Annotated in this window: 21 protein-coding genes and 2 other annotated features; of the genes, 20 read left to right on the top strand and 1 reads right to left on the bottom strand. The window is 36.5% G+C overall.

The window, feature by feature from the left end:
* Nucleotides 1–189 precede the first annotated feature (189 nt).
* The 20 genes from KI356_RS20835 to KI356_RS20740 all read left to right on the top strand — a co-directional run bounded on the left by KI356_RS20835 (nucleotide 190) and on the right by KI356_RS20740 (nucleotide 21,370).
* Entirely contained in the window at nucleotides 190–663 is a 474-nt protein-coding gene (locus KI356_RS20835) for a MaoC/PaaZ C-terminal domain-containing protein (protein ID WP_098268835.1), read from the top strand.
* A 228-nt stretch (nucleotides 664–891) separates the two neighbouring features.
* Nucleotides 892–1,089: a hypothetical protein gene (locus KI356_RS20830; RefSeq protein WP_212936323.1), complete on the top strand. Its 198-nt coding sequence runs from the start codon at nucleotides 892–894 to the stop codon at nucleotides 1,087–1,089.
* Between the two features lie 184 nt (nucleotides 1,090–1,273).
* On the top strand, nucleotides 1,274–1,993 hold the full coding sequence (phoP, locus tag KI356_RS20825; RefSeq protein WP_002122968.1) for a two-component system response regulator PhoP: 720 nt from the start codon (nucleotides 1,274–1,276) through the stop codon (nucleotides 1,991–1,993).
* Nucleotides 1,986–3,749 (top strand): sensory box histidine kinase PhoR, encoded by a 1,764-nt coding sequence (gene phoR / locus KI356_RS20820; RefSeq protein ID WP_212936322.1) that lies wholly within the window; start codon nucleotides 1,986–1,988, stop codon nucleotides 3,747–3,749. Before phoP ends, phoR begins: the two co-directional genes overlap by 8 nt.
* A gap of 285 nt (nucleotides 3,750–4,034) precedes the next feature.
* Nucleotides 4,035–6,668, top strand: coding sequence for a DNA polymerase I (gene polA, locus KI356_RS20815; RefSeq protein ID WP_212936321.1), 2,634 nt, complete (start codon nucleotides 4,035–4,037; stop codon nucleotides 6,666–6,668).
* Nucleotides 6,669–6,680: 12 nt separating this feature from the next.
* Nucleotides 6,681–7,511 carry a DNA-formamidopyrimidine glycosylase gene (gene mutM / locus KI356_RS20810; RefSeq protein ID WP_002122964.1) on the top strand — a complete coding sequence of 277 codons (831 nt, stop codon included), beginning with the start codon at nucleotides 6,681–6,683 and terminating at the stop codon, nucleotides 7,509–7,511.
* A 72-nt stretch (nucleotides 7,512–7,583) separates the two neighbouring features.
* A complete protein-coding gene (ytaF, locus tag KI356_RS20805) occupies nucleotides 7,584–8,216 on the top strand; it encodes a sporulation membrane protein YtaF (protein ID WP_097905765.1) in 633 nt (210 codons plus the stop codon).
* A 51-nt stretch (nucleotides 8,217–8,267) separates the two neighbouring features.
* Nucleotides 8,268–8,870, top strand: a complete 603-nt coding sequence (gene coaE, locus KI356_RS20800) for a dephospho-CoA kinase (RefSeq protein WP_128280764.1) — start codon at nucleotides 8,268–8,270, stop codon at nucleotides 8,868–8,870.
* Between the two features lie 109 nt (nucleotides 8,871–8,979).
* Nucleotides 8,980–10,008 carry a glyceraldehyde-3-phosphate dehydrogenase gene (locus tag KI356_RS20795; protein WP_002164998.1) on the top strand — a complete coding sequence of 343 codons (1,029 nt, stop codon included), beginning with the start codon at nucleotides 8,980–8,982 and terminating at the stop codon, nucleotides 10,006–10,008.
* Nucleotides 10,009–10,395: 387 nt separating this feature from the next.
* Nucleotides 10,396–10,779, top strand: a complete 384-nt coding sequence (speD, locus tag KI356_RS20790) for an adenosylmethionine decarboxylase (protein WP_002003660.1) — start codon at nucleotides 10,396–10,398, stop codon at nucleotides 10,777–10,779.
* A gap of 197 nt (nucleotides 10,780–10,976) precedes the next feature.
* The gene (gene nrdR, locus KI356_RS20785; RefSeq protein WP_001203686.1) at nucleotides 10,977–11,438 is read left to right on the top strand and encodes a transcriptional regulator NrdR; all 462 of its coding nucleotides are present in this window, start codon (nucleotides 10,977–10,979) and stop codon (nucleotides 11,436–11,438) included.
* Nucleotides 11,439–11,718: 280 nt separating this feature from the next.
* Nucleotides 11,719–13,125, top strand: coding sequence for a replication initiation and membrane attachment family protein (locus KI356_RS20780; protein WP_212936320.1), 1,407 nt, complete (start codon nucleotides 11,719–11,721; stop codon nucleotides 13,123–13,125).
* A 33-nt stretch (nucleotides 13,126–13,158) separates the two neighbouring features.
* On the top strand, nucleotides 13,159–14,097 hold the full coding sequence (gene dnaI / locus KI356_RS20775; protein WP_128280766.1) for a primosomal protein DnaI: 939 nt from the start codon (nucleotides 13,159–13,161) through the stop codon (nucleotides 14,095–14,097).
* Nucleotides 14,098–14,489: 392 nt separating this feature from the next.
* Nucleotides 14,490–15,371: a putative sporulation protein YtxC gene (ytxC, locus tag KI356_RS20770; RefSeq protein ID WP_212936319.1), complete on the top strand. Its 882-nt coding sequence runs from the start codon at nucleotides 14,490–14,492 to the stop codon at nucleotides 15,369–15,371.
* Between the two features lie 31 nt (nucleotides 15,372–15,402).
* Nucleotides 15,403–15,630: a binding site (T-box leader), on the top strand.
* Nucleotides 15,631–15,677: 47 nt separating this feature from the next.
* Complete coding sequence (gene thrS / locus KI356_RS20765) at nucleotides 15,678–17,615, top strand: threonine--tRNA ligase (protein WP_000786076.1); 1,938 nt, start codon at nucleotides 15,678–15,680, stop codon at nucleotides 17,613–17,615.
* A gap of 206 nt (nucleotides 17,616–17,821) precedes the next feature.
* Nucleotides 17,822–17,942 (top strand) — a sequence feature (ribosomal protein L20 leader region).
* Between the two features lie 63 nt (nucleotides 17,943–18,005).
* The gene (gene infC / locus KI356_RS20760) at nucleotides 18,006–18,509 is read left to right on the top strand and encodes a translation initiation factor IF-3 (protein ID WP_205685964.1); all 504 of its coding nucleotides are present in this window, start codon (nucleotides 18,006–18,008) and stop codon (nucleotides 18,507–18,509) included.
* A 21-nt stretch (nucleotides 18,510–18,530) separates the two neighbouring features.
* Entirely contained in the window at nucleotides 18,531–18,731 is a 201-nt protein-coding gene (rpmI, locus tag KI356_RS20755; protein WP_001125945.1) for a 50S ribosomal protein L35, read from the top strand.
* Nucleotides 18,732–18,769: 38 nt separating this feature from the next.
* Nucleotides 18,770–19,126, top strand: a complete 357-nt coding sequence (rplT, locus tag KI356_RS20750; protein ID WP_001138364.1) for a 50S ribosomal protein L20 — start codon at nucleotides 18,770–18,772, stop codon at nucleotides 19,124–19,126.
* Between the two features lie 596 nt (nucleotides 19,127–19,722).
* Nucleotides 19,723–20,214 carry a dUTP diphosphatase gene (locus tag KI356_RS20745; RefSeq protein ID WP_000365057.1) on the top strand — a complete coding sequence of 164 codons (492 nt, stop codon included), beginning with the start codon at nucleotides 19,723–19,725 and terminating at the stop codon, nucleotides 20,212–20,214.
* 70 nt (nucleotides 20,215–20,284) lie between these two features.
* Complete coding sequence (locus tag KI356_RS20740) at nucleotides 20,285–21,370, top strand: M42 family metallopeptidase (protein WP_098990550.1); 1,086 nt, start codon at nucleotides 20,285–20,287, stop codon at nucleotides 21,368–21,370.
* 40 nt (nucleotides 21,371–21,410) lie between these two features.
* On the opposite strand, the gene KI356_RS20735 is transcribed toward KI356_RS20740, so the two are convergent.
* Nucleotides 21,411–22,028, bottom strand: a complete 618-nt coding sequence (locus KI356_RS20735; RefSeq protein ID WP_128280769.1) for a TetR/AcrR family transcriptional regulator — start codon at nucleotides 22,026–22,028, stop codon at nucleotides 21,411–21,413.
* Nucleotides 22,029–22,077 lie beyond the last annotated feature (49 nt).

Raw genomic sequence — 22,077 nt, 5'->3', positions numbered from 1 at the left:
GGGGCCCCGAATCTTTTTCTACTATTTACTAAATTGTTTTTTTGAAATAATATGAAACCGCTATCATTTGTAGTATCCTATAATGAAACTATAGACTTATACTATACATTGCCCTCATCATAGTAAATTTCGGAGAAGGTATCGCTGTTAGTAGGATAATAAGGTGAAAAAATCGGAGGGGGTTGTAACATGTTAAAGAAAAAAGTTCAAATTGGTCGTAAAATGGATGAAATTACAGTAGGAGAGAAATTATCTATCACTGAAAAAATTGAGGATAAAGATTTGTTATTGTACTTAGGGTTAACGAATGATGCCAATCCATTATATATTCAGCATGATTACGCATCCCAAACTCCGTACGAAAAGCCGATTGTACCAAGTATTATGCTAACGGGGCTCATTACAACGGCAGTTACGAAATATTTACCAGGTCCAGGTAGCCATATTACTAGGAAGGACCTTACATTCGTGAAGCATGTTCACCATTATGAGACGTTACAAATCCACTTTGAAGTTGTGGCTGTTTCAGAGGAGGAACATACAATTGATATGCTTGTATCTGCTCATGATGAAAAGGGAGATACTGTTGTGAAAGGCTCATTAACAGTAACACCGCCTTATAAATCAGTTTCTATTATGGAAAAAGCATTAGATAATTTTTAAAACATGAAAATACGAATAGCGCTAGCATACCTTTAATAAGGGAGCTAGCGCTATTTTAGTTGAAGAATCCTTGTGTGAATCCTTCAGCGAAATCTGAACAGCCTGTTTTAATAGTATCCCAGCTCGGGGTGTTGAAAGTAAGAATACATGTTATTACTAAAGATAGAATAGGTAGTACTAGTCGCATAATGTAATAGTTGAAGTCAATTGAAGGAGTGGTTTTTTAAGGTGAAGTGGAAAAGAGAAGACATAACCTTTGAAACGATGAGAGAAGCTGTAGTGTGGGCCGATTCGATCGCGAATGAAATGTACAGGAGAGTATTTGATGGATATGAAACACCAGATTATAAAATAGCGTATGCTCTTTCGTTTTTCCTAGCGCAAAATCAAGATTTTGTAGTTCATACGGAAGTGAGCTATCTATAAAGTTTGGAAAAATCCTGTGTAGCTGAAGGTGAGCCATAATTACTTCTATTTTCTCAATTTTACACAAACGAGCTCCATGAATAGACAATTATATTGAGGGGGACCTTGTTTTCTAGTATGATTAGAATAACGGGGAAAATACTAGGATGAAGAAGGTTTCAAGTCTATAACTTGGAGGAAAAGAATGAACAATCGTATTTTAGTAGTTGATGATGAGGAATTTATCTTAACTTTAATTGAATTTAATTTACAACAAGCTGGGTTTGAAGTTATAACAGCGATGGATGGAGAAATGGCGCTTCAAAAAGCGACAACAGAACGCCCAGATTTAATTATATTAGATTTAATGCTTCCGAAAATGGATGGTATGGAAGTTTGTAAAGAATTACGATTGCAGCGTGTTATGACGCCGATTTTAATGCTAACAGCAAAAGATGATGAATTTGATAAGGTGCTAGGTCTTGAGCTTGGGGCTGATGATTATATGACGAAGCCGTTTAGCCCAAGGGAAGTTGTTGCTCGTGTGAAAGCGATTTTGCGCCGCACGAAATTACAGCAAGAAGAACAAGTTTCGGAAGCACCAGATGAAGATAGCATCATAATTGCAGAGCTTAAAATTTTACCGGAGTTTTATGAAGCGTACTTCCAAGGAAGGAAACTGGAGTTAACACCGAAAGAATTTGAGTTACTTGTTTATCTTGCGAAAAATAAAAGTCGTGTATTAACTCGTGATCAATTATTAAGTGCTGTATGGAATTATGATTTTGCTGGTGATACAAGAATTGTTGATGTCCATATTAGCCATTTGCGCGATAAAATTGAACAAAATACGAAAAAACCGACGTACATTAAAACGATACGTGGTTTAGGTTATAAATTAGAGGAGCCAAAAGGGGATGAATAAATTTCGCTCCAGGCTTCTTTTTACATTTGTTTCTCTTATCGTTTTTATTTTAGTTGGACTAGGGGTATTATTAGAAACCGTATTTGAAAATTACTATATAGATCATGCTAAAGAGAGAATGGTAAAAGAGACAAGGTATGTTGCTGTATTAGCAGAGGAGCAAGGGTTTGATTCTGTTTTAAAAAAGCCGTATGTCTTTGAAAAGTTAGAAGAACAAATACCAGCTTCTATTATATTTGTGGATGAAAAAAAGAAAGTTCAATATAGCGGAGGGAAACAATCTACATTTAGTCAAGAGATGATTAAAGAACTTTCTTCTGAAGCAGGAAAACAAAAAAATAAAGTCATTACGAAAGAAACAGATCAAAAGAATGAATTTTATCATGCTGTGTTCGTCCAGGATGTAGAAGGGAAACAAGGGTACATCTTGGTGAAAAGTACAATTGATACTTTGAGGGACGTTCACCAAAAAACGTGGGGATTATTAATTATCGGATTCGTCATTGCTTGTCTCGTAGTTGTATTCCTAGGTGTCAAAATTACAGGACAATATATTAGGCCAATTGAATCAGTTACGAAAGTTGCAATCGAATTAGCGAAGGGTAATTATAAAGCGCGTGCATACGAAAGTCATTCGGATGAAACAGGAATGCTGAGTAAAGCAATTAATATTTTAGCGCGTAATTTACAAGAGATGACACTCGAACAAGAAATGCAACAAGACCGCCTGCATACATTAATTGAAAATATGGGAAGCGGAATGATTCTAATAGATAGCCGTGGTTATATAAACCTTGTAAACCGTTCTTATAAGGAGACTTTCCACGTAACAGACGAAGAATATTTAGACCGTTTATACTATGAGTCGTTTCATCATACGGAAATTATTGAGCTTGTGGAAGAAATCTTTATGACAGAAGTGAAAGTGCGTAAACAAATGTTATTGCCGCTTGGTATTGAGCGAAAGCATTTCGAAGTATACGGAGCGCCAATTATTGGGACAAACCATGAGTGGAAAGGGATTGTTCTCGTATTCCATGACATTACTGAGCTGAAGAGATTAGAACAAATGAGAAAAGACTTTTTAGCGAATGTTTCTCATGAATTGAAGACACCGATTACTTCTATTAAAGGTTTTTCAGAAACACTATTGGACGGAGCGATGGATAATAAAAAATTCTGCGAACATTTCTTGCATATCATTTTAAAAGAAAGTGAGCGTATGCAAGGATTAATTGAAGATTTATTAGATTTGTCAAAAATCGAGCAGCAAGGGTTTAGATTAAATATGGGTACGGTTGATATGAAGGAGATTCTTGAAGACATTCACATGGTGCTTGATAATAAAGCGGGAGAAAAAGAAATTTCTTTACAAGTGAATGTATTGAAACGAGTTTCCGTTATTGGAGATCCGAGCCGCTTAAAACAAATCTTTATTAATTTAATTAATAATGCAATCGTATATACGCCGGCTGGAGGCGTTGTTTCTGTTGAATTAGCAGAAGATAAATATAATGCGTATATAAAAGTGTCGGATACTGGAATTGGCATTAGTAAAGAAGAAATCCCTCGTATTTTTGAACGTTTTTATCGAGTTGATAAAGCGAGAAGTAGAAATACAGGTGGAACAGGTCTTGGTTTATCAATTGTGAAACATTTAGTTGAAGCTCATCACGGTACGATTACAGTCGATAGTGAGGTTGGGCAAGGGACAACATTTACGGTTGTTTTACCAAAATCAGCAACTGAAAAATAGGATGAAGGATATTTACAATATATTAACAATGGCTTAATTAAATATTAATAAAGCTCTGTTAATATAATACATGAAAACCCCTTCATCCAAGGAGTAATTTTGGACGAGAATAGTTATGCTATTCTCGTCACTTCCCTTTTATGCCAATAAAAGTCTGTTTATATATAATAGAAAAAAACCGTTATTTTTCTTCTCTCTATTAGTCATGTTAATATAGAGAGAGGAAAGGAACGGTTTTTTTTCTATGGAAAAATCGTTTCAAATTTGTATGGGGAGGTTTATAGTTTGGAAAAAAAAGTCGTATTAGTAGATGGTAATAATATCGCGTATCGTGCTTTCTTTGCACTACCGCTTTTAAATAACGACAAAGGTATACATACGAACGCAATTTACGGTTTTACGATGATGTTAATGAGAATATTAGAGGAAGAAAAACCGACGCACATGCTTGTAGCATTTGATGCGGGAAAAACAACATTCCGTCATAAAACATATAGTGATTATAAGGGAGGGCGTCAAAAGACTCCACCTGAGTTATCAGAGCAATTCCCATTTATTCGTGAGGTACTTGATGCATTTAATGTTCCGCGTTATGAGTTAGAAAATTATGAAGCGGATGACATTATGGGGACGTTAGCGAAAGAGGCGAGTGAGCAAGGGCTTCATGTTAAAGTTATATCAGGAGATAAAGATTTACTACAACTTGTTTCAGATAATACACTCGTATGTATTCCTCGCAAAGGGATTACGGAAGTAGATGAGTATACGACAGAAGCTTTATTTGAGAAATACAGCTTATCACCAAAACAAATTATCGATATGAAAGGTTTAATGGGAGACCAGTCAGATAACATTCCAGGTGTACCAGGAGTTGGTGAAAAGACTGCCATTAAATTATTAACGCAGTTTGAAACGGTAGAAGCAGTATATGAAAATTTAGATCAAGTAAGCGGGAAGAAATTAAAAGAAAAGCTAGAAGCAAATAAAGAACAAGCTCTTATGAGTAAAGAACTTGCGACTATTATTACAGATGCACCAATTACTGTGCATGTAGATGATATGGAATATAAGGGATATGAAGCAAGTGATGTGATTCCGATGTTTGAGAATTTAGGATTTACATCTCTTTTAAATAAGTTAGGTGCTACGCCAGAAGAAACAGCTCCAGCGGAATTAGATGATATTACATTTGATATTGTGGAAGAAGTTACAGAAGAAATGCTTCAGCAAGATAGTGCGCTTATTGTTGAAGTACAAGAAGATAACTATCATAAAGCGGATATTCAAGGTTTTGGTATTCAAAATGAAAATGGTTGTTACTTCATTCCGGCAGAAACAGCTCTTAAATCAGATGCATTCAAAACATGGCTTGCAAATGGAGAAATGAGAAAGCATACATTTGATGCGAAGCGAGCTATCGTTGCTCTTAAGTGGAAAGGTGTAGATATTCAAGGAATTGATTTTGATTTATTAATTGCCGCTTATTTACTTGATCCAGCTGATACCGATAAAGATTTTCGTACTGTTGCGAAAATGAAAGAAACACATGCGGTAAAATCTGACGAAGAAGTTTACGGAAAAGGTGCGAAGCGTGCTGTTCCGGAGTTAGATGTAGTAGCGGAGCATGTAGCTCGTAAAGTGCATGTATTATATGATGTAAAGCAAACATTCGTTGAAGAGTTAAAAAAGAATGAGCAATATGAACTATTTACAGAGTTAGAATTACCACTTGCACGTGTATTAGCTGATATGGAAGTAAAAGGTGTAAAAGTTGATACGGAGCGTCTTCGTAATATGGGAGAAGAACTTGCAGGTAGATTAAAGGAAATGGAACAGGAAATTTATAAGCTTGCAGGAACGGAATTTAATATTAATTCGCCGAAGCAACTTGGGGTTATTCTGTTTGAGAACTTAAACTTACCAGTTATTAAAAAGACGAAAACAGGTTATTCTACGTCAGCGGATGTATTAGATAAACTTATGGATCATCATGAAATTATTCCTAATATTTTACATTATCGTCAATTAGGAAAGCTAAATTCAACTTACATTGAAGGTTTATTGAAAGTGGTACATGAAGATTCATCTAAAATCCATACTCGTTTCAATCAAGTGTTAACGCAAACAGGTCGATTAAGTTCAACAGATCCGAACTTGCAAAATATCCCAATTCGATTAGAAGAAGGAAGAAAGATTCGTCAGGCATTCGTTCCATCAGAAGAAGGATGGATCATGTACGCGGCTGATTATTCACAAATCGAACTTCGTGTGCTTGCTCATATTGCAAATGATCCAGGGTTGGTTGAAGCGTTCCAACATGACATGGATATTCATACGAAAACAGCTATGGATGTATTTGGTGTTGGGAAAGATGAAGTAACATCTAACATGAGACGACAAGCAAAAGCAGTTAACTTCGGAATTGTGTATGGCATTAGTGATTATGGTCTTTCGCAAAACTTAGGAATTACAAGAAAAGCAGCAGCGGAATTTATTGAAAAGTATTTAGAAAGTTTCCCTGGTGTACAAGAATACATGGATGAAATCGTAAAAGATGCGAAACAAAAAGGGTATGTGGTTACATTATTAAATCGTCGCCGTTATATTCCGGAAATTACGAGTCGTAATTTCAATTTACGTAGCTTTGCTGAGCGTACAGCTATGAATACACCAATTCAAGGTAGTGCGGCTGATATTATTAAAAAAGCGATGATTATTATGGCAGATCGTCTAGAAGAAGAAGGATTACAAGCACGTCTTCTTCTGCAAGTACACGATGAATTGATATTTGAAGCACCAAAAGAAGAAATTGAAATATTAGAGAAGCTTGTACCTGAAGTAATGGAGCATGCAATTGAACTAGCTGTTCCGCTGAAAGTTGATTATTCTTACGGTCCAACTTGGTACGACGCGAAATAAGGAAGTGATGAAATGCCTGAATTACCAGAGGTTGAAAATGTTAGACGGACGCTTGAAAATCTTGTGACGGGAAAAACGATTGAAGATGTCATTGTTACCTATCCCAAAATAGTAAAACGCCCAGATGATGCGGAAATCTTTAAAGAAATGCTAAGAGGCGAGACAATTGAAAATATAAAGCGAAGAGGAAAGTTTTTGCTTTTATATGTAACGAATTATGTCATTGTTTCACATTTGCGTATGGAAGGTAAGTTTTTACTGCATCAAGAGGGTGAGCCGATTGATAAACATACGCATGTCCGTTTCTTATTTACAGATGGAACTGAATTACATTATAAAGATGTGAGAAAGTTTGGTACGATGCATCTCTTTAAGAAAGGTGAAGAATTGAATCAAATGCCCCTTGCTGACTTAGGACCGGAGCCATTTGATGCTGAATTGACACCGAAGTATTTGCAAGAGAGATTGCAAAAGACAAATCGTAAAATAAAAGTCGTATTATTAGACCAGCGTCTTTTAGTAGGGCTTGGAAATATATATGTAGATGAAGTTTTATTCCGTTCTCATATTCATCCAGAGCGAGAAGCGTCATCTTTAACGGAAGAAGAAATTGAGAGAGTTTACGAAGCGATTGTTACAACGCTAGGCGAAGCAGTGAAGCGAGGCGGAAGTACAATTAGAACATATATCAATTCGCAAGGGCAAATCGGTTCATTCCAAGAACTTCTAAATGTATATGGAAAAAAGGGAGAACCGTGTGTGACTTGCGGTACGATTTTAGAAAAAACAGTTGTTGGTGGAAGAGGAACACATTACTGCCCAATTTGTCAGCCTAGAATATAGAAAAGAGATAACATCGGATAGGCATTTGTCATATACATACAGCAGAGCTATGTATAAGGGAGGAGTTTACCGATGTACCTTTATTTATCTCTTATTTTATTAGCTTTTACATTAAGCTTAGATAGCTGTAGTGTAGGGCTAACATATGGGTTAAGGAGCGTAAGAATTCCACTAAGATCAATTATAATTATCGGAATCTGTTCAGCGGCTGTTATGCTCGTTTCAATGGGAATTGGACATATGATCGCGAAAATTTTTTCACCTGTTATCGCAACGCGTATCGGTGGGCTTGTTCTTATTGGAATAGGGATTTGGGTATTATACCAATTTTTTCGGAGTGATAAAAAAGAAGAACCGAAGCAAGAGGAGAAGGTTTGGAAATTAGAGATTGCTTCACTAGGACTAGTGATTCAAATTTTACGGAAACCGACTGTTGCGGATTTTGATAAATCGGGCACCATTTCTGCAGGAGAAGCGCTACTTCTTGGTATAGCTCTTTCTATAGATTCGTTTGGTGCTGGAATTGGTGCATCTTTATTAGGTTATGCACCTGCTATGATGGCGATATTAGTCGCGGTTATGAGTTCTTTATTTTTATTTATTGGAATGAAGCTTGGTACGGTTTTGTCGAATATGAAATGGTTACAAAAATTTACATTCCTGCCTGGGGTATTACTCATTATTATTGGAATTTGGAAAATGTAAGTATGGGCGTGGAACATTAGTTTCGCGCCTTTTATTATAAGGAGGATTATGATGACAGTAGTAATTGGATTAACAGGAGGCATTGCAAGTGGAAAAAGTACAGTGTCTCAAATGTTTCGCGACCTAAGTATACCAGTTATTGATGCAGATATTATTGCGCGAGAAGTTGTAGAACGAGGAAAACCAGCATATAACAAAATTGTAGAAGTATTTGGAACGGAAGTGTTACAAAAAGACGGAGAACTGGATCGACCGAAATTAGGAAGTGTCGTTTTCCATAATGAAGAAAAACGATTGCAGTTAAATAAAATTGTTCATCCGGCAGTGCGTGAGGAAATGAATATGCAAAAGGAAATGTACATAAAAGAAGGTGTGCAAGCGGTTGTGTTAGATATTCCTCTTTTATTTGAAAGTAAATTAACGAGTCTCGTTGATCGCGTTTTAGTTGTAGCAGTTACGCCGAATACACAATTAGACCGTTTAATGAAACGAAATAACTTTTCAGAAGAAGAAGCAACGGTGCGTATTCAATCTCAAATGCCATTAGAAGAAAAAGTGAAGAATGCAGATGAAGTGATAAATAATGATGGCACAATTATGGAAACGAAAACACAATTACAGGTAATTTTAAAGAAGTGGAACATTATTGATTAAAAAATTGTGAAATTAATGAAAATGCTTAGTGACATTCCTCCTTTTTGTGTTATACTAATATTGGGATTTGAGATAAATAGTATAACGCATTCAAGGGGGATAACATATTATGACTCGTGTGGCAATTAATGGATTTGGACGTATTGGGAGAATGGTGTTTCGTCAAGCAATAAAAGAAAGCGCATTCGAAATTGTAGCAATCAATGCAAGCTATCCGTCCGAAACGTTAGCACATTTAATTAAATATGATACAGTACACGGTAAGTTTGCCGGAACAGTGGAAGCATTTGAAGATCACTTATTAGTAGATGGGAAAATGATTCGCCTTTTAAACAACCGTGATCCAAAGGAATTGCCTTGGACAGATCTAGGTGTTGAAGTTGTAATTGAAGCAACTGGTAAATTTAATTCAAAAGAAAAAGCAATTCTTCACGTTGAAGCTGGAGCGAAAAAAGTTATTTTAACAGCGCCTGGTAAAAATGAAGATGTAACAATTGTAGTTGGTGTGAATGAAGACCAATTAGATATTACAAAACATACCGTTATTTCAAATGCATCTTGTACAACAAACTGTTTAGCACCTGTTGTAAAAGTGTTAGATGAGCAGTTTGGAATTGAAAACGGTTTAATGACAACTGTTCACGCTTATACAAATGACCAAAAAAATATTGATAACCCACATAAAGATTTAAGAAGAGCACGTGCTTGCGGACAGTCAATCATTCCTACAACGACGGGCGCTGCGAAAGCGCTTGCAAAAGTTCTTCCGCATTTAAATGGAAAACTTCATGGTATGGCACTTCGTGTACCAACACCAAACGTGTCTCTTGTTGATTTAGTAGTAGACGTAAAACGTGATGTAACAGTTGAAGATATTAATGAAGCATTCAAAACTGTTGCAAACGGTGCGTTAAAAGGAATTGTAGAATTTTGTGAAGAGCCTTTAGTGTCTATCGACTTTAATACAAATACACACTCAGCTATTATTGATGGTTTATCTACAATGGTAATGGGTGATCGTAAAGTGAAAGTACTTGCTTGGTATGATAACGAGTGGGGCTACTCTCGTCGTGTTGTAGATCTTGTAACGTTAGTTGTTGATGAATTAGCAAAACAAGAAAATGTGCAACATATTTAAGTGAATAAGGGAGAGGGCAAGTGAATATTTGCTCTCTTTTTTTATTTTTTTCTGAAAAGAAAAAAATTATATGGGTATATTTTCAAATAGTGGACATACCAAAAAACGTTGTGATTACTGTATTTGTGAATCGTTTATTTTTTTTAGGGAAAAGTAAAGAGGAAATTATGACAGAAAATCGAAAAAACTGTTGTTGCAAAATGAAAATAAACAAAGTATACTAACACTCGTAAACTTAAGAGCTGAGGTACGTAGTCACTACTTAAAGGGTTAGGACCTCTCTGGACTAACTTTCCCCCGTGGTAGTGGAGCAAGCCAAATTGCAAATTAGTTTTCAATTCGAACAGTTAGAATAAATTTACAAGGGGGAACTGTAGAATGGATACTATGGATACGATGGGTCGTCACGTGATCGCTGAACTTTGGGATTGCGATTTCGACAAGCTTAATGACATGCCGTATATTGAACAATTATTTGTGGATGCAGCACTAAGAGCTGGTGCTGAAGTACGTGAGGTTGCTTTTCATAAATTTGCACCACAAGGTGTAAGTGGAGTGGTAATTATCTCGGAATCACATTTAACAATTCATAGCTTTCCGGAGCACGGTTATGCAAGTATTGATGTTTATACTTGTGGGGATCGTATTGATCCAAATGTTGCTGCAGAATATATTGCAGAAGGTTTAAACGCGAAAACGCGTGAGAGCATCGAGCTTCCTCGAGGCACTGGTAGCTTCGAAATTAAGCAGAGAGAAACAAAAGCTCTTTAAAAAAGAACATAATTGATTTAAAATGTAAAGAGGTGTATAATGCACCTCTTTTTTAGTTTATATAAAATAGGATCACGATATGTAATAACTTAGAGTGGTCATTGTAGAAGAATGAGTTATATAATATTGTATATATATTTTCACATGTAGGTGAGTAGCGAAAGAATAAAAGATTATATTGTAAAGGAGTGAATGAATTGCGTTGTCCATCCTGTTTTCATAATGGCACAAGAGTGTTAGATTCGCGTCCGGTAGACGAGGGGCGTTCTATTCGAAGAAGAAGAGAGTGTGAAAGTTGTTTAAGTCGCTTTACGACATTTGAAAGAGTAGAAGAATCACCTCTTATCGTTGTTAAAAAAGAAGGAACACGAGAAGAGTTTAATAAAGAGAAAATTTTACGCGGTTTAATTAAAGCGTGTGAAAAAAGACCTGTATCTTTAAGGCAGTTAGAGGAAGTAACACAAAGTGTGGAGCGTGAACTTCGTAACTTAGGTATATCAGAAGTGAAAAGTGATATGATTGGTGAAATTGTTATGGAAGAACTTCGTGATATTGATGATGTTGCTTACGTACGTTTTGCTTCTGTGTATCGTCAATTTAAAGATTTAAATGTATTTATTGAAGAATTAAAAGATATACTGCAAAAAGAGAGAGAGTAGAAGGAATCTCTTTATATACTGTAAGTAAACGAGATAAAAGAGCTAGAAGCGGAAGCTAATAGCTCTTTTTCGCTAATAATCATTGGGTGGTTCATCCCCAATAATTATTAGCCTTTACTAATCGGGCACTTACGGGAATTTATCTCCCACCTAACTTCCTCGCATTCGCCGAATTTTGAGGTGGGAGTCTTACTGCCCGCAAATAGCGGGATAAATTATATAATAAAGATAGAACGAGTGAAATATAGGTTAGATTGGATAAGAGAAAGGAAAAGCAAGAATGGAAAAACAGTCATGGATGGAGCTATTGCCGATTGATCGTTATAAAGTAAGTGCGAAAGGGTTGTTACATAATTACGACCGGAAAGTATTAACGATGTTGTATCAGCCGTTAATAGGTAGTAGAGCTTTTAGTTTGTACATGACGCTATGGGGAGAGTTAGAGCAAGATCGTGTGTTTGGAAAAGAGAATACACATCACTCTCTTATGGTGACTATGCAAATGCAACTTCCTGAAATATATGGGGAACGAGTAAAGTTAGAAGCGATTGGTCTTTTAAATGTATATATTAAGAAAGAAAAAGATATTCGAATGTTTATATATGAATTGCAACCACCTTTATCTCCGAAGCAGTTTTTTGATGATATTGTTTTAAGTATCTTTTTATATAATCGCTTGAGCCGGACAAAATACAACCAAGTAAAGCAATATTTCTTAGAAGAAGAATTCGATTTTGCTTCTTATGAAAATGTTACGCGCTCCTTCAACGATGTATTTGATTCGTTTAATCCAGGTCAGTTTGAATATGCACAAGAAGAACTGCGTATCCCGAAAACGACAACTATGCCAAGTAACGAGAATGGGGATGCTCCGAAAGTTTGGAATGATTTCTTTGATTTCTCTTTATTTGTAGAAGGACTATCAGCGCTTGTTCCTAAAAAGGCGATTACAGATCAAGTGAGAGAATGTGTTATTACACTCGCTTACGTGTACGGTGTGGATGTGTTATCGATGCAAAATATCGTTCTTGGCGCAGTGACAGAGATACAAACAATTGATATCGAAAGGCTTCGGAAGGGAGCACGCGATTGGTATCAATTCGAAAATGGTCAAGCGTTACCTGTATTAAGTGAAAGGGTGCAACCTCATGCTGCTCGTACAATGAAAGAGAAAGAACCATCTACGCAAGAAGAGATGCTAATGAAGCAGTTAGAGGAAATCTCGCCAAAACAACTGTTGAAAGAGATTTCAGGCGGTGCAGAGGCGACGAAAGCGGACTTGCAAATTGTTGAAGATGTAATGATAAACCAAAAGTTAACGCCAGGGGTTGTGAATGTACTTATTTATTACGTTATGCTACGCTCAGATATGAAGCTTGCTAAAACGTATGTAGAGAAGATTGCTGGACATTGGGCGCGAAAAAAGGTCGGTACAGTAGGCGAGGCGATGGCGCTAGCGAAAGAAGAGAATCGTCAATATCAAGAGTGGGCTGAGACGAAGAAAAAAGGTCGTACGGCGAAGAAAACGGTACGAAGCGAAATGGTACCAGATTGGCTTAAAGAAGAGCCGAAAGAACAAGAGAAAGAAACAGTGAAGAAAGATGTAAGTAAGAAAAAAGATACAAGTACGTTAGATGATGAACGAAAACGACTAGAAGAAGTGTTGAAAAAATATAAGCGTGATTAATAGAAGAGAATGAACGCTCTTTGAGGTGAGGAAATGGAGCATATTCAAAATTCGTTTGCGAAGTTAATGGAAAATAAAAACTTTAAAAATAGATATGAAGTGTTAAAAGCAGAAGTAATGGCGCACCCACGTGTGAAAGAATTTATAGACGAACATAAAGGTGAAGTAACTACTTCGATGATTGAACGAAGTCTTGTGAAGTTATATGAATACATTGGACAAAGTGTAGGGTGCACTGACTGTCCAAATTTAGGGTCATGTAAAAATATGCTACAAGGATATGAGCCGAAGCTCGTCATCCAAGGTAAGATGATTGATATTCAATATGATCGTTGCATTAGAAAAGTAGCATATGATGAGAGAAAAAAATATGAAAAACTTGTTCAAAGTGTATATATGCCAGCTGACATTTTACAGGCAACTATGGAAAATTTAGACCCTTCAGATTTAGATGCGCGTATTGATGCAATAGGTGCAGCGAATGAATTTTTAAACACATTCGAGCCAGGTAAAAAAGTACAAGGTTTATATTTGTACGGTAAATTTGGTGTAGGGAAAACGTATCTTTTAGGGGCAATTGCGAATGAGCTTGCTCAAAAGAAAATAAGTTCGATGCTCGTATACTTTCCAGAATTTTTACGTGAAATTAAAAGTTCGATTCAAGATAATTCGATTGGCGAAAAGATTGATGCGGTGAAACGCGTACAAGTTTTAATGTTAGATGATATTGGAGCAGAAGCGATGTCAAGCTTTGTACGTGATGATGTGCTCGGCGCAATTTTACAGTTCCGTATGCTAGAAAACTTACCGACGTTCTTTACATCTAACTTTGATTTTAAGGAGTTGGAACATCATTTAACGTATACACAGCGCGGTGAAGCAGAAAAAATGAAAGCAGCTCGTATTATGGAACGAATTAGATATTTAGCGAAACCAATTCCGATTGGTGGGAAGAATCGTCGTAATAAGTAAAGAGTAAGCTGAGAAGCTTACTCTTTTTTTTATCCCGCTATTTGCCGGGCAGTAAGACTCCCACCTCAAAATTCGGCTGTAAAGCAAAGAAGTTAGGTGGGAGTCGGGCTGCCCGTAAAAGCCCGATTGGTGAAGGCTAATAATCAGTGGAGGATGGACAAAACCTCCAATGATTAAAGTTTCACTTTATTTTAATCATTTTTTCAGAGTAGCTTGTATCATTTTTTTCTCCCTCCCTTAATATATATAAAATTAGCAAGCCATATCGAGTGGATGTTCTAACGATGGGAGATATGTTTCTACTAAGAGTGAACTTCCATAGATCGGACTCTTATAGGATTTGTAACGTATAGATGCAATCCTTTAGAGCGGGGATAAAAGGGGGGACAAAAGTGATTGAAATTTGCTTCGAAGAAAAAAATGATGCTGTGCACGTATACAGACAACTAACGAAAAGAACGGAATCCTTATATAAGGAAACAAGTGTATATTTAAACGGACAAAAGGTTGTTATTCATATACCATTAGGTGAATCGAATTATATTGAAAAGATTTTATTGCCAGTATTACTATATTTCATTATAAATGTGAAACAAAATGAATGGATTCATACCATTTTAAAGGAAAAGTTTTTTTATGAAGAACAAGAAGAGTGTCATCAAATATTGCATATGGCACATGAGATTTTAAAGGAAAGAAGAAAAGGAGTAGCTCGTGATTTAACACGTCAAAAATTTGAATCTTATATTGCGTCGTCTTTGAATGATTGGCTTTGTGATCCGCTCTCATTCTCGTTTTCATCATACGTTCGTTTTCGTCTTCGTACATATAGGGAAATGGTAGCTAGGCTTGCTGAAGTTGCAATTGATGAGTATAAGATGGAGCAGGAATATCAAATGTTCATTGAGACACTTCGCCAACAAGTAAGTAGCCGGAAATCACGTTTGTCCTGTGTACATCTTATTTTTGATGAAAGTTTTATTTTCTATGATGATAAAGGTAGACGTTTAAAACAGGAGAAATTGGTTCAATATATAGATGAAGAATTATTAAAGAAACAGGATGTATATATCGATACGAAAGTAATTGCACCACTTCTTTCTATTTCGCCGAAAAAGATTTATTTATATACGAAAGAACAAGATCATAATATGATTATTACTTTGCGAAATGTATTTCAGGAACGGGTGCAACTACATGGATTACATGAATTTGAGCGCAATGTGAAAAATTTAAAAAATAAAGGTAACGCCCTTGATTTTCTAAGTTTTTGAGCATATAATTACCTACATAAATGAAATATATCGAAATGTTATGATGAGGACATGGGTAGTTTTCTACGATTTTCAGAGAGGGAAGCCTTAGGGTGTGAGCTTCCTAGTACGGGATTATTACTTACCACCTCTAAACTTTAGCAGTGAACGTTTTTCTAGTAATTGCTAACGGACAACACCGTTATGTTGAACTTGAGCAATTAACGATAAGGTTAATTGGAACAAGGGTGGAACCACGAATTCAACACTCGTCCCTTTTTATGGGATGAGTGTTTTTTATTTTGAAAAAAAGAGGAGTGACCAGTGATGGCAGATGTAGTTAAAATTACTTTCCCTGATGGAGCTGTGAAGGAGTTTCCAAAAGGAGTAACAACTGAAGAAATCGCAGCTTCTATTAGCCCAGGCTTAAAGAAAAAAGCTGTGGCTGGAAAATTAAACGATGAGATGATCGATCTTGTTACACCAATCGAAGAAGATGGTGCAGTTTCTATTATTACATTAGATTCTGAAGATGGCTTATACATTTTACGCCATTCAACAGCCCACCTTTTAGCACAAGCGTTAAAACGTTTATATAAAGATGTTAAGCTTGAGCTTGGCATTGGTCCAGTAATCGAAAATGGCTTCTACTACGATATTGATATGGAAGAAGCAATTACAGTTGAAGACTTCAAGAAAATCGAAAAAGAAATGCAAAAAATCGTGAACGAGAACTTAGAAATCGTTCGTCATGAAGTACCACGTGCAGAAGCACTTCGTCGCTTTGAAGAAATCGGCGATGAGTTAAAATTAGATTTAATTAACGATCTTCCAGAAGATGCAGTTATTTCAATCTATGAGCAAGGCGAATTCTTCGACCTTTGCCGTGGTGTTCACCTTCCATCTACAGGGAAAATTAAAGTGTTTAAATTATTAAGCGTTGCGGGTGCTTACTGGCGCGGCGATAGCAATAATAAAATGTTACAACGTATTTATGGTACTGCATTCGTTAAGAAAGCAGAATTAGATGAGCACTTACGTATGCTTGAAGAAGCGAAAGAGCGCGATCACCGTAAATTAGGTAAAGAATTAAAGCTATTTACTAATAGCCAAAAAGTAGGACAAGGTTTACCACTTTGGTTACCAAAAGGTGCAACAATTCGTCGTATTATCGAGCGTTACATCGTTGATAAAGAAGCAAGCTTAGGCTATGATCACGTATACACTCCAGTACTAGGAAGCAGAGAGCTTTATGAAACTTCTGGTCACTGGAACCACTACCGTGACGGCATGTTCCCATCAATGGAAATGGATAATGAAGAGTTAGTTCTTCGTCCAATGAACTGCCCTCACCACATGATGGTTTATAAAAATGATATTCACAGCTACCGTGAATTACCAATCCGTATTGCGGAACTTGGAACAATGCACCGCTATGAAATGTCTGGAGCATTATCTGGATTACAACGTGTACGCGGAATGACTTTAAACGATGCGCACATTTTCGTTCGTCCAGATCAAATTAAAGAAGAGTTAAAACGTGTTGTAAACTTAACTTTAGAAGTGTACAAAGATTTCGGTTTAGAAAACTATTCATTCCGTCTATCTTATCGTGACCCAGCAGATACTAAAAAGTATTATGCTGATGACGAGATGTGGGAAAAAGCACAAGGTATGTTAAAAGAAGCGATGGATGAAATGGGTCTTGATTACTATGAAGCTGAAGGTGAAGCGGCATTCTACGGTCCAAAACTTGACGTTCAAGTTCGTACTGCTCTTGGAAAAGACGAAACACTTTCAACTGTACAATTAGACTTCCTACTTCCAGAACGCTTTGAATTAGCTTACGTTGGTGAAGACGGTAAACAACATCGTCCAGTTGTAATTCACCGTGGTGTTGTATCAACTATGGAACGTTTCGTAGCCTTCTTAATTGAAGAATACAAAGGCGCATTCCCGACTTGGTTAGCTCCAGTTCAGGCGCAAGTAATTCCAGTTTCTCCGCAAGTACATTTAGACTATGCGAAGAAAGTACAAGATGAATTACGACGTGCTGGTATCCGTGTTGAATTAGACACTCGTGAAGAGAAAATTGGTTACAAAATCCGTGAAGCACAAATGCAAAAGATTCCGTACATGCTTGTAGTAGGTGACAATGAAGTTACTGAAAATGGCGTTAACGTACGTAAATATGGTGAACAAAAATCAGAAACAATCGCATTAGATGCGTTTGTTGACATGATTAAAGTAGAAGGAAAACGATAAGAAAGAGCCGCGGTATACCGCGGCTTTTTTATGTATTATAAAAAAGAAAATCTAGAAAAAATAACCAAACAATACTTATCGTAAAAAAGTATTGCAAGTATGCTAGTTGTTTGTTACAATATTTCTTGTTGTTGGTAAAACACATCGCGTCTTCTTGACAGACGTCATGTCCTATGATAAACTCATCAAGGATAATAGAATATGGTTTTGACAAGTAGAAGCACCCGCTTCTCACCTGATGGACGCATTCGCAGTTAGCAGGTAAATGTATTTCTTACTAAAGATATTACAAGTGTGGGTGCCGTATGCCCGCACTTTTTTTGTTCGGGTTCTACAATTGCAAAACGTATTCTAAGAAAACCTTGGAGGTGGCTTACTATTAGCAAGGATATGATGATTAACGAGCAAATTCGTGCACGTGAAGTACGCTTAGTTGGCGCAAACGGCGATCAACTTGGAATCAAGTCTCGTAATGACGCTTTAGACTTAGCTGCAAATCTTAATCTTGATTTAGTATTGGTTGCTCCAAATGCGAAACCACCAGTATGCCGCATTATGGACTACGGTAAATTCCGCTTTGAGCAACAGAAGAAAGAAAAAGAACAGCGCAAAAATCAAAAAGTAATTAGCATGAAAGAAGTTCGTTTAAGTCCAACAATTGATGAACATGACTTTAACACAAAACTTCGTAATGCTGTCAAGTTTTTAGAGAAAGGCGACAAGGTTAAAGCGTCAATTCGCTTTAAAGGACGTGCCATTACTCATAAAGAAATCGGTCAACGTGTTTTAGATCGCTTCTCAGAAGCTTGTGCTGAAGTTAGTACAATTGAATCTAAGCCTAAAATGGAAGGACGCAGTATGTTCTTAGTTTTAGCACCGAAAAACGATAAGTAATAGATAGAGGAGGAAATACCTATGCCTAAACAAAAAACTCATCGCGGCGCTGCAAAGCGTTTCAAAAAGACTGGATCTGGTAAACTGAAGCGTTCTCACGCTTACACAAGCCATTTATTCGCTAACAAATCTACAAAAGCTAAACGTAAACTACGTAAAGCTGGTGTAGTTAGCGCTGGTGACTTCAAACGCATTCGTCAAATGCTTGACAACTTAAAATAAGTTCGGCTGATATATAGAACAAACTAGGAGGTAATATTATGCCAAGAGTAAAAGGTGGTACAGTTACTCGTCAACGTCGTAAAAAAGTTATAAAATTAGCAAAAGGTTACTACGGTTCTAAGAGTACATTATTCAAGGTTGCTAACCAACAGGTTATGAAATCTCTAATGTATGCATTCCGTGACCGTCGTCAAAAGAAACGTGACTTCCGTAAATTATGGATTACACGTATCAACGCAGCAGCTCGTATGAATGGTCTTTCTTACAGCCGCTTAATGCACGGTTTAAAAAATGCTGGCATCGAAGTTAACCGCAAGATGCTTGCTGACTTAGCTGTTCATGACGAAAAAGCTTTCGCTGAATTAGCAACAGTTGCAAAAAACAACATTAACTAATTGTGTAAAACCTTAGAAGATCTTTCTTCTAAGGTTTTTTGTTTGTTTTATTATAACCATTCAATAAATTGTAAAATTTACCGCTTAGTGTCGTCACAATTAAATGAGTTATTTCTCTCTAGTATATTAAGGTGTGTTTGTAAGAACTTTTGTAACGATAACGAGGAGGCGTTTACATGAAAGTAGGAAAGATTAACGGACGTGTCGTTATCGATATGACAAAATCAATATAAAAGCTATAGCGTTATAAGAGAATATACATATAAAGTCAGGAGAATCCTCCTGACTTTTTTTATCCCGCCATTTGTCGGGCAGTAAACCCCCACTGATTAAAGTTTCACTTTATTTGAACTCATTCGTGAGGAAGTGTATCTTTCCTAGTAGAAACGACACTGCTATAATGGAAGGATGATATGGAACTTTCATCAAGTGAACAATCTATGAGTGATGATTGAAACGTATTTGCAAATTAAGGACAAGCTATCTTTATAAAGATGTAGGTAGCTGACTTGTTAATAAGAAACGAAAAATAATAATGAACTTTGAGATGAAACAACATTGTTGCGGAAAATGCGATGTTGGAGGAGGACAATAGAATGGACTTACTACAACTATTTAAATTACAAAAAGAATTAGATGACCGTATTGTGAAAGAGCATGACTTACAACCGAAGAAATTGTTAAAAGAAAAAATGTTAGCTCTTCTTGTAGAAATTGGAGAACTTGCAAATGAAACACGTTGTTTTAAATATTGGAGCAATAAACCAGCGTCAGAACGTGAAGTAATATTAGAAGAATACGTAGATGGTTTGCATTTTATTTTATCAATCGGAATCGATTTAGGAATTGATAAAAACTTCTTATTCTATAAATGTGCGCAAACGAATAAAACACAAGTCGAAATTTTCTTAGACACATATGCGAAAGTGATTCGTTTTACAGATCAACCTTCTATCACGAACTATATTGAATTATTTACAAGCTATCTTCGACTTGGACAAGCGCTTGAATTTGAACAAGAAGAGATTGAAAAGGCCTATTTAGATAAAAATGAAGTAAATCATCAGCGTCAAACACAAGGATACTAATTTAATTTTTGAATATTTCAATTTAATTATTGTATAATGAAGTGACTGAAGAAAAAGGAGGGTGTTGGCAATGACAAAATTAGACTCGACATTGACAATGCTAAAAGAATTAACGGATGCACGTGGTATTGCTGGGAACGAGCGTGAACCACGTGAAGTAATGAAGAAATATATCGAGCCGTTTGCGGATGAACTTTCTACGGATAATTTAGGAAGTTTAGTTGCGAAAAAAGTAGGGGAAGAAAACGGCCCGAAAATTATGGTTGCAGGTCATTTAGATGAAGTTGGCTTTATGATTACGCAAATTGATGACAAAGGTTTCCTTCGTTTCCAAACGGTTGGTGGCTGGTGGTCACAAGTTATGCTTGCACAGCGTGTAACGATTGTAACGCGTAAAGGAGATGTAACAGGTGTAATTGGTTCAAAACCACCGCACATTTTACCTCCAGAAGCACGTAAAAAGCCAGTTGAAATTAAAGACATGTTCATCGATATCGGTGCTTCTAGCCAAGAAGAAGCGACAGAGTGGGGCGTACGACCTGGAGATCAAGTTGTACCGTACTTCGAATTCCAAGTGATGAAGAATGAAAAAATGTTACTTGCAAAAGCATGGGATAACCGAATTGGTTGTGCAATTGCAATTGACGTATTAAAACAATTAAAAGATGAAAAGCATCCAAACGTTGTATACGGCGTTGGAACTGTACAAGAAGAAGTTGGTCTTCGTGGTGCAAAAACATCTGCAAACTATATTAAACCAGATATCGCATTTGCAGTAGATGTTGGTATCGCTGGGGATACACCTGGTGTAACGGCAAAAGAAGCACAAAGTAAAATGGGTGATGGACCGCAGATTATTTTATATGATGCTTCTGTTATTGGTCATACAGGTTTACGTGACTTTGTAGTTGATGTTGCGGACGAGTTGCAAATTCCATACCAGTATGATTCTGTAGCGGGTGGTGGAACGGATGCAGGAGCAATTCACATTGCTGTAAACGGTATTCCATCTATGGCAATTACAATTGCGACACGCTACATCCATTCACATGCGGCAATGTTACACCGTGATGATTATGAAAATGCAGTGAAGTTAATTGTAGAAGTTATTAAACGTCTTGATAAAGAGGCTGTACATAACATTACATTTAATTAATAAGAAAAAGCGAAGGATAACCTCCTTCGCTTTTTATGTTTTAAAAAGGCCTTTCTAATCCTGCGGCAGTATGGGTTCCTAAAATAATTAAGCGTGTTAATTGCATTGCCATAAAATGTGGGGTATAGATCATACCCTTTTTAAGCCATGACATAATCATTCCTAGATGAGCACCAGTGACATAGCTAATGAGGATATCACGAGGGACCATAAGCTTTTCGTCGTTCGGCTGTGAAATAGATAAGCTTAAAGTTAAATATGTTTGAATTGTTTTCAGCATTTTATGAGTATAGTTTCCAGCTGCTTTATCACCAAGCATAACGTTATAAAACTTAGCGTTTTCTGCAATATGCTCAAATAAAGCCAAAAATGTCGGATGTGGTGAATCGAATGTCAGTTGAAACTCTTCTTTATTTCTAATTTTCGGTTTAATTACTTCCGTTAACTTCTCTAACATTTCTTCAATACTTTTTTCTAATAGGTCATATTTATCGTGGTAGTGGCTATAAAACGTAGCACGGTTTACAGGAGCACGTTCTGCGATATGTTGAACAGTTACATTTTCAAAACCTTTTTCGCCTACTAAAGCGACAAAAGCATCCTGTATGAGTTGTCTCGTCCGCTTTACACGTGGATCATTTGTATTTTTAATAGACATTTTAACTTCTCCTCGCTTAGTTTTTCACACTTAAACAACACATTTATAT

It is taken from the genome of Bacillus hominis (assembly GCF_018332515.1).
In the GTDB taxonomy this organism is placed as follows: domain Bacteria; phylum Bacillota; class Bacilli; order Bacillales; family Bacillaceae_G; genus Bacillus_A; species Bacillus_A hominis.
Note: the sequence above shows the minus strand (reverse complement) of the source record. Positions and strands in the feature narration are given on the sequence as shown.

Excerpts from the sequence above, each read along its gene's own strand:
- KI356_RS20735 (WP_128280769.1), bottom strand. The coding sequence starts at position 22,028 with ATGTCTATTAAAAATACAAATGATCCACGTGTAAAGCGGACGAGACAA.
- dnaI (WP_128280766.1), top strand. The coding sequence starts at position 13,159 with ATGGAGCATATTCAAAATTCGTTTGCGAAGTTAATGGAAAATAAAAAC.
- ytaF (WP_097905765.1), top strand. The coding sequence starts at position 7,584 with ATGTACCTTTATTTATCTCTTATTTTATTAGCTTTTACATTAAGCTTA.
- phoP (WP_002122968.1), top strand. The coding sequence starts at position 1,274 with ATGAACAATCGTATTTTAGTAGTTGATGATGAGGAATTTATCTTAACT.
- KI356_RS20780 (WP_212936320.1), top strand. The coding sequence starts at position 11,719 with ATGGAAAAACAGTCATGGATGGAGCTATTGCCGATTGATCGTTATAAA.
- speD (WP_002003660.1), top strand. The coding sequence starts at position 10,396 with ATGGATACGATGGGTCGTCACGTGATCGCTGAACTTTGGGATTGCGAT.
- coaE (WP_128280764.1), top strand. The coding sequence starts at position 8,268 with ATGACAGTAGTAATTGGATTAACAGGAGGCATTGCAAGTGGAAAAAGT.
- infC (WP_205685964.1), top strand. The coding sequence starts at position 18,006 with ATGATGATTAACGAGCAAATTCGTGCACGTGAAGTACGCTTAGTTGGC.
- rplT (WP_001138364.1), top strand. The coding sequence starts at position 18,770 with ATGCCAAGAGTAAAAGGTGGTACAGTTACTCGTCAACGTCGTAAAAAA.
- mutM (WP_002122964.1), top strand. The coding sequence starts at position 6,681 with ATGCCTGAATTACCAGAGGTTGAAAATGTTAGACGGACGCTTGAAAAT.
- KI356_RS20835 (WP_098268835.1), top strand. The coding sequence starts at position 190 with ATGTTAAAGAAAAAAGTTCAAATTGGTCGTAAAATGGATGAAATTACA.
- rpmI (WP_001125945.1), top strand. The coding sequence starts at position 18,531 with ATGCCTAAACAAAAAACTCATCGCGGCGCTGCAAAGCGTTTCAAAAAG.
- phoR (WP_212936322.1), top strand. The coding sequence starts at position 1,986 with ATGAATAAATTTCGCTCCAGGCTTCTTTTTACATTTGTTTCTCTTATC.
- thrS (WP_000786076.1), top strand. The coding sequence starts at position 15,678 with ATGGCAGATGTAGTTAAAATTACTTTCCCTGATGGAGCTGTGAAGGAG.
- KI356_RS20740 (WP_098990550.1), top strand. The coding sequence starts at position 20,285 with ATGACAAAATTAGACTCGACATTGACAATGCTAAAAGAATTAACGGAT.
- KI356_RS20745 (WP_000365057.1), top strand. The coding sequence starts at position 19,723 with ATGGACTTACTACAACTATTTAAATTACAAAAAGAATTAGATGACCGT.
- KI356_RS20795 (WP_002164998.1), top strand. The coding sequence starts at position 8,980 with ATGACTCGTGTGGCAATTAATGGATTTGGACGTATTGGGAGAATGGTG.